Here is a 7,070-nt window from a genome sequence, read left to right as displayed (position 1 = left end):
ATTTATACATTTACTATACGTAGGAATTATAGTTAAAAAAATTGTAAATTACTTGTGATTGCTCGAATTAGTAAATTTTGAAATAATTTTTTTAATTTATTGTTTATCTATCAGGTTGTTATGGATATTTTGAAGTTTTTAAAGAGTTTTAATACTGTAGGGACATACTTAACAATCATGACTATAGTTTTGCTCATCATGGTTATTCTTTTCTATATTGTTGATCCCAAATATTAAAGAATAACTGAATATTAAAGAATAAAATATATAAGTTTTAATTAGATTCCTATCACAGTTTTTGTTGAAAAAGTTGAAGTATATTGTGTGAAATAAAAAATTATGAAAATATGATTTAGGTTAAAAACAGATAAAACTCTTTATAATTTTCATCTGGAAGTTAAACCTGAAATAAAAAAGTTATTACTTATCATAAAAATACCTGAAATATAATATATGGAGATATACATGAATATTCACAAAGTTTCTGCTATTTTTCTTTCAATCGCAGCGACCCATTTAGCTTACGCAGCACCAAATCTTTTAAATTCTGCAATAGACTCTTCTCAAGCAAAAGGAATTATTAAAAATCAATATATTGTCATCTTGAACAAGGATATTGGACCTGCTAAAGATTTTGCACAGAATATTGCAAAACAACATGGTGGCAGGGTTTTGCAGAGCTACGATAGTGCTCTTAAAGGTTTTGCAATTTATTTACCTGATACGGCAGGAACAGCCTTTATTGAAGCGATGAAAAAGAATCCACAAGTTCTTTCTGTAGAAAATGATACTGTTGTGAATATTGATGCAACGGCCCAAAGTAATCCTGATTGGGGACTAGATCGCATCGACCAGAAAGCTTTACCATTAAATTCAACATATTCTTATTCGCAGACCGGTTCGGGTACAACAGCTTATATTGTTGATACTGGTATATTATCTACCCATCAAGAATTTTCAGGTCGTGTATTAAATGGATATACAGCAATATCTGATGGTAATGGAATGACCGATTGTAATGGACACGGCACACATGTTGCTGGAACTGTAGGGGGGACGACTTATGGTGTTGCCAAGGGTGTAAGACTAGTTCCAGTCCGGATTTTAGGATGCGATGGATCTGGTGCTTCAAGTAATGTTATTGCTGGTTTAGATTGGATTTTGAAAAATGGAAGTAAACCAGCCGTTGTAAACATGTCATTAGGCGGGGCTGCAAGCTCTTCTTTAGATAGTGCAGTAGAAAATTTATATAATAATGGTTATGTAATGGTGGTAGCCGCAGGTAATTCGAATACAGATGCTTGTACTTCTTCTCCTGCAAGAACAAGTAATGCAATTACAGTTGCTGCAACGGACAATACTGATACTCGGGCAAGTTATTCTAATTATGGAAGCTGTGTAGATATTTTTGCGCCGGGAAGTCAAATTAATTCTTCTTGGATTGGAAGTAATACAGCCACTAGAGTATTAAATGGTACCTCAATGGCAACTCCACATGTTGCGGGTGTAGTGGCTGAAATGCTTCAGAGCACACCTACTGCTACGCCTCAAACGATATCGACTAATTTGTTAAATCAAGCAACCAGTAATATAGTGAAAAATCCGTCTGGTAGCCCAAACCGGTTGCTCTACAAATCGCCTTAATGAAAAGCTATCTTTCCAATATAAAAAAGGTCCCAAGCGGGCCTTTTTTAATTTTTTATATGTGTCGTCAGTGCTAAATATTTAATTATTATTTTTTCATATCTGCTTTCGGTAGAGATATAAATTCATGCAGTGGCATATCTAAGAAAAAATCAGATGTTTCAGTGTGTTTGCAATTCAACCAATCATTCCTGAGATGATTTGGTATCACAATAATTGAACGTTTTTCATCGTCTGGTTTATGAAACTGCTTCATGAATGGGTGTTGATCTGCGTTTATTGTTAATAATGACATTGACCGAACTTTCTGCTCATCAATGATGGTTTCTTCATAAATTGCCGCAAGTGTAAATGGTTCCCCATCTTGACGGAATATGCCATACCAATGAGCTTTTCCATTGATATATTTCGGTTCATAAATAGCTTCAACAGGTATAAGCCCGAATTGATCATGTGACCAAGCGTGTTTAAAAGAACGTTTTTGTTCAACCGTTTCAGTTCTTGCATTATAGGTTGCATACTTAAATGAAACTTCTCTGGCATAGGGAGGTAACATTCCAAATTTAACTTTTCGCCATTCCAATTCATTTTGGTGAGATAAGATCATTGGACAGTCATCACTTGGATAAACATCCGATTTGTAATCAAACGTTGGTTCAAATAAGTCTAATTGATGAGCATGATCTTTCTTAAGAGGTTTAAAATTTGCACACATAACTGAACCTGACTTCCGCTGAAATCCTTAAGCTCTAGCTTGAATCTTTTAGCTGGGTGTTATGTATATTTTTATAGTTTGAATTGTCTATTTCAGTATTAATTTTTACTTTTCAATTACTTTGTTAAAGTTTGCTTTCATATCAATCAGTTTAAAACTTGATGAACTGTTTTTAGGATAACTTTTAAAGTATTCATTTGTTTTGAATAGCTACTTTTATGCAACAGAGCCTTTCAGAAATTTGGATTTTAATAAATATGCTATTCATCATAATACAAAAGATATAGAGAACTTATACAAATCAAACGTTTTTGATTTGAGTAACTCTTTAAAAAATTTATAAGGTGGAATTATGAATAAACATTTATTAGCCAAGGTCACTCTTTTAGGTGCTGCACAACTATTTATGCTTAATACGGCATTTGCGGACATTCCGCTTACGCCAGCACAATTTGCTAAAGCAAAAACAGAAAATTTTGATAAAAAAGTTATTCTGTCTAACTTAAATAAACCGCATGCTTTGTTATGGGGACCTGACAATCAGATTTGGTTAACCGAACGTGCAACCGGTAAAATTTTAAGAGTAAATCCTGAGTCCGGTAGCGCAAAAACAGTTTTTCAGGTTCCTGAAATTGTGAATGATGCGGATGGGCAAAATGGTTTGTTGGGTTTTGCTTTTCATCCTGACTTTAAACATAACCCTTATATCTATATTTCGGGTACTTTTAAAAATCCAAAATCTACAGATAAAGAACTACCTAACCAAACGATTATCCGTAGATATACCTATAACAAAACAACAGATACATTTGAAAAACCTGTTGATTTGATTGCAGGCTTACCATCATCGAAAGACCATCAGTCAGGCCGTCTAGTTGTTGGTCCAGACCAAAAAATCTACTATACGATTGGTGACCAAGGTCGTAACCAGTTGGCTTATTTGTTTTTACCAAATCAGGCGCAGCATACCCCAACTCAGCAAGAGCTGAACAGCAAAGACTACCATACCTATATGGGCAAGGTATTACGCTTAAATCTGGATGGGAGTATTCCTAAAGATAACCCGAGCTTTAATGGGGTAGTTAGTCATATTTATACTTTAGGGCACCGTAATCCACAAGGTTTAGCATTTGCTCCAAATGGAAAGCTTTTACAATCTGAGCAAGGGCCAAATTCTGATGATGAAATTAACCTCATTTTAAAAGGTGGGAACTATGGTTGGCCAAATGTAGCAGGTTATAAAGATGATAGTGGCTATGCTTATGCCAACTATTCGGCTGCAACCAATAAATCTCAAATTAAAGATTTGGGTCAAAACGGGGTAAAAGTAGCCGAAGGTGTTCCCGTGACTAAAGAGTCTGAATGGACTGGGAAAAATTTTGTAGCACCTTTGAAAACGTTGTATACCGTACAAGATACCTATAACTACAATGATCCAACTTGTGGTGATATGACTTATGTCTGCTGGCCAACGGTTGCACCGTCATCAGCATATGTATATACGGGAGGTAAAAAGGCGATTCCGGGATGGGAAAATACATTATTGGTACCATCTTTAAAACGTGGAGTCATTTTCCGTATTAAGCTAGATCCAACATATAGTGCGACTTTAGATGATGCCATCCCGATGTTTAAAAGCAATAACCGTTATCGTGACGTGATTGCAAGTCCGGAGGGCAATGCTTTATATGTACTGACCGATACAGCGGGCAATGTGCAAAAAGACGATGGTTCTGTAACGCATACTTTAGAGAATCCTGGTTCTCTCATTAAGTTTACGTATAACGGAAAGTAGTTTATGTAAAAAACCCAGCTCTATAGCTGGGTTTTTTTGAACTTTAAATTTATCTATTCGGTTACGACCAATACAGGTACGTGGATTTCTCCTAACAGTGCTTGAGTCACACTTCCTAAGAAGAACTTTTTAAAACCTTTTCGTCCATGAGAACCAATTACCAATAAATCAGCTTTTAGCTCAGTTGCTGCTTTGATAATTTCTGTGTGAATTGTTTGACCTTCAACAATCTTTGTTTCAACAGAAATTCCGTGTTGACTAAATTGCTCTTTAGCTTGATCTAAAATGCCCTGAATCGAAGCTCTCGCTTTATTAAAGTAATCTTGCGCAATTTCTGTACTATCAATGATTTCAACTGAAATAAAAGGATCAATAGTAAGCGCATATACTAAAGTGACTTTACTGTTAAACGCTTTAGCAAGATTTGCAGCATGGTTAACCGCAATAAGTGAAGTAGGAGAACCATCGACTGGAACTAAAATATGGTGATAACTCATATATTGCTCCTTATTGCCTTGTGACAATATTTATTGTTGAAAAACCTAAGTTTGTTATCGTTATGGTTATATTATCGCCAATTTTATGGTTTTTATTGTGTATTTTTAGTGTGCAAAGTGAGCGACTACTTTTTGTATATACAGATTAATTCATCGAATAATGGCTTTCTAAATAAGCCTGACCTTGTTTAAGAATAGATATAACTTGATTTGCATCAATAGCTTGTTCGAATAAAAAGCCTTGTCCAATGTTATAACCAAATTTAAGAAGTAGCTCTTCTTGTTCTACTGTTTCAATACCTTCTGCAATTAATCCGAGTGAGAGGTTAGGAGCGAGTAAGCCAATTGCTTGGACAATTGCATAAATTGATGGGTCCTGTTGCATCTTTTGTATAAAGCTACAGTCGACTTTTAGACAATCAATTGGGTAGTCTCGTATATGCGTTAGAGAAGAGAAGCCTGTTCCAAAATCATCCAAAGCAATGCGTACGCCATGCTGCTTTAGTTTATTGAGTGCGCGAATAACATATTCAGAGCCACGGTCCCCAAGCATATGCTCAGTAACTTCTATTTCAATTAAATGTGTAGGAATTTCAAGTTGATGAATTTTTTTTAATAAACGTTCCGCGTAATTATCTCTTAAGAACTCAACTGGTGCAGCATTTAGTGATACAGGAAGTGGCTGAAAGCCTAACTTTATCCAATTAGCCATATCATGCAAAACTTGTTGCTGCATAATTTCGCCAATTTTACTGGCTAAATCATAGTCTTTAAAAGCTTCAGCAATTTGTGAAGGCAAACCTCTTTGAGCCGAAGTCGTGTGCCAACGCAGTAATGCCTCAAAACCCACAACAGCATGAGTTTTTAAATCAACTTTAGGTTGATAGTAGGGTTGGATAGTATGGTGACGAATAAGCTGTCGAGCAATGTTAAGTTGAGAGGCGATGGCTTCAGTCAACTGCATCATACTCGGGTTATACATACGTATACCGCCACGACCTCGAGCTTTTAAGTCATGCAATGCCATGTCTGCACAGCTTAATAAGCTTGATTGATCGACAGCATCTTGCGGGTAAATGGCGCAACCAATGCTCATACCACCGTTGAGTACATTCCCTGCATATGTAATAGGTTGATTGAGTTGTTGAAGTAATACTTCAGCAAGTTCTCGGACATCATTTTCATTTTTTAAATGGCTGACAATAACTGCGAACTCATCGCCCCCTAACCGAGCGACAGAACATCGTTCATGGTCTACGCACTGATTAAAACGTTTAGACAGGATTTTTAATAAGTGATCGCCAGCACTATGACCGATGGTGTCATTAATGTGTTTGAAGTGATCTAAATCAATTAAAAGTAACCCTACACTTGTTTGGGTTTCTCGTGAGTAGGCTAGGGTACGTTTTAATTGGAGCTTAAATGAGCGTCTATTAAATAATCCAGTAAGTTCATCTCTCTCACTAATATCTCTTAATCGGTTTTCAGTAAGGTACTGTTGAGTGACGTTCCGAGAAACACACAATATTTGAATAATTTCGCCGTTTGTATGTTGAATTGGGGTAAGCATATTATCCCAATATTCAGGATCTTGATTTGGTAAACAACTCATGCCAGCGAATCGGGCCACTTTACCCTGTAAGGCTTTTTTTAAAGCAACTCTTCCGCGTTTGCGTATATGCGGTGGTAAAAGATCTAACCATCGCATACCGAAATTTTTTTCATCGACAGGTACACCTAATGCAAGGCACCCTGATTTATTCATATGAGATACTGTGCCATCTGTATTTAAAACTTTAATACAATCGACACTAATATCGAGCATTTGATTCTGTATATCGATATCTTTACGTAGGCTTTGTTGTTCTTGTATATCTTGATCAATATCTAGAAAACTAATAAACCATTCATTTTCTTGAGAAGGTTCATGATATTTCGATAATTGAATTGAAAGTTTACACCATCGATAGTGATGGCTCTTATGTAAAAGACGGCATTTAAATTCAACTCTTGATTGCAGTCGTATAGCATCTAACCATTTGTTTTTAACTTCTTCTAAATCGGCAGGGTACACGAAATCTAACCATTGCTGAAACAATAGAGGAGAGGTATCGTGCCAGTACTTTGTACACTCCGTATTGCAGTATAAAATTAAGCCTTTTTCATCACTGACCCAAGTCGGTAGAGGAAACTGCTCAACAATAAAGTGCTTTTGGGTAGTGTTCGACATTGAAGTCATAACATGCCTAAAACTGCTGAAGAGTTAAACTATTTATAAACTGTATTGTAATAGTTGTGTCGTCACCACAAAAGCTATAAAAAAATAATATTTGATGTTTTTTTCGCCTTGAATAAATCTTTTCCTAAAATAGAATTGATATTACTCATGTATGCATATGTTATTTATTAACTTTTAATT

Annotated in this window: 6 protein-coding genes; 3 read left to right on the top strand and 3 right to left on the bottom strand. The window is 35.7% G+C overall.

Annotation, left to right across the window (positions count from 1 at the left end):
* Nucleotides 1-120 precede the first annotated feature (120 nt).
* Nucleotides 121-237, top strand: a complete 117-nt coding sequence (locus tag ACH8JV_RS18915; protein WP_263613878.1) for a hypothetical protein — start codon at nucleotides 121-123, stop codon at nucleotides 235-237.
* Nucleotides 238-465: 228 nt separating this feature from the next.
* Complete coding sequence (locus tag ACH8JV_RS18910) at nucleotides 466-1,644, top strand: S8 family peptidase (RefSeq protein WP_396523153.1); 1,179 nt, start codon at nucleotides 466-468, stop codon at nucleotides 1,642-1,644.
* An 88-nt stretch (nucleotides 1,645-1,732) separates the two neighbouring features.
* Here the strand turns inward: ACH8JV_RS18910 and ACH8JV_RS18905 are convergent, their stop codons facing one another.
* On the bottom strand, nucleotides 1,733-2,359 hold the full coding sequence (locus ACH8JV_RS18905) for an SOS response-associated peptidase family protein (protein ID WP_396523151.1): 627 nt from the start codon (nucleotides 2,357-2,359) through the stop codon (nucleotides 1,733-1,735).
* Nucleotides 2,360-2,711: 352 nt separating this feature from the next.
* Between ACH8JV_RS18905 and ACH8JV_RS18900 the strand changes: the two genes are divergently transcribed.
* Nucleotides 2,712-4,154, top strand: coding sequence for a glucose/sorbosone family PQQ-dependent dehydrogenase (locus tag ACH8JV_RS18900; protein ID WP_396464270.1), 1,443 nt, complete (start codon nucleotides 2,712-2,714; stop codon nucleotides 4,152-4,154).
* 53 nt (nucleotides 4,155-4,207) lie between these two features.
* On the opposite strand, the gene ACH8JV_RS18895 is transcribed toward ACH8JV_RS18900, so the two are convergent.
* The gene (locus tag ACH8JV_RS18895; protein WP_279969996.1) at nucleotides 4,208-4,651 is read right to left on the bottom strand and encodes a universal stress protein; all 444 of its coding nucleotides are present in this window, start codon (nucleotides 4,649-4,651) and stop codon (nucleotides 4,208-4,210) included.
* Nucleotides 4,652-4,796: 145 nt separating this feature from the next.
* A complete protein-coding gene (locus ACH8JV_RS18890) occupies nucleotides 4,797-6,890 on the bottom strand; it encodes an EAL domain-containing protein (protein WP_396523149.1) in 2,094 nt (697 codons plus the stop codon).
* Between the last annotated feature and the right edge of the window lie 180 nt (nucleotides 6,891-7,070).

The organism is Acinetobacter sp. ABJ_C5_2, assembly GCF_044538485.1.
Classification (GTDB): Bacteria; Pseudomonadota; Gammaproteobacteria; order Pseudomonadales; family Moraxellaceae; genus Acinetobacter; species Acinetobacter nosocomialis_A.
This window is presented reverse-complemented; position numbering and strand designations above follow the sequence as displayed.

Excerpts from the sequence above, each read along its gene's own strand:
- ACH8JV_RS18915 (WP_263613878.1), top strand. The coding sequence starts at position 121 with ATGGATATTTTGAAGTTTTTAAAGAGTTTTAATACTGTAGGGACATAC.
- ACH8JV_RS18910 (WP_396523153.1), top strand. The coding sequence starts at position 466 with ATGAATATTCACAAAGTTTCTGCTATTTTTCTTTCAATCGCAGCGACC.
- ACH8JV_RS18905 (WP_396523151.1), bottom strand. The coding sequence starts at position 2,359 with ATGTGTGCAAATTTTAAACCTCTTAAGAAAGATCATGCTCATCAATTA.
- ACH8JV_RS18900 (WP_396464270.1), top strand. The coding sequence starts at position 2,712 with ATGAATAAACATTTATTAGCCAAGGTCACTCTTTTAGGTGCTGCACAA.
- ACH8JV_RS18895 (WP_279969996.1), bottom strand. The coding sequence starts at position 4,651 with ATGAGTTATCACCATATTTTAGTTCCAGTCGATGGTTCTCCTACTTCA.
- ACH8JV_RS18890 (WP_396523149.1), bottom strand. The coding sequence starts at position 6,890 with ATGACTTCAATGTCGAACACTACCCAAAAGCACTTTATTGTTGAGCAG.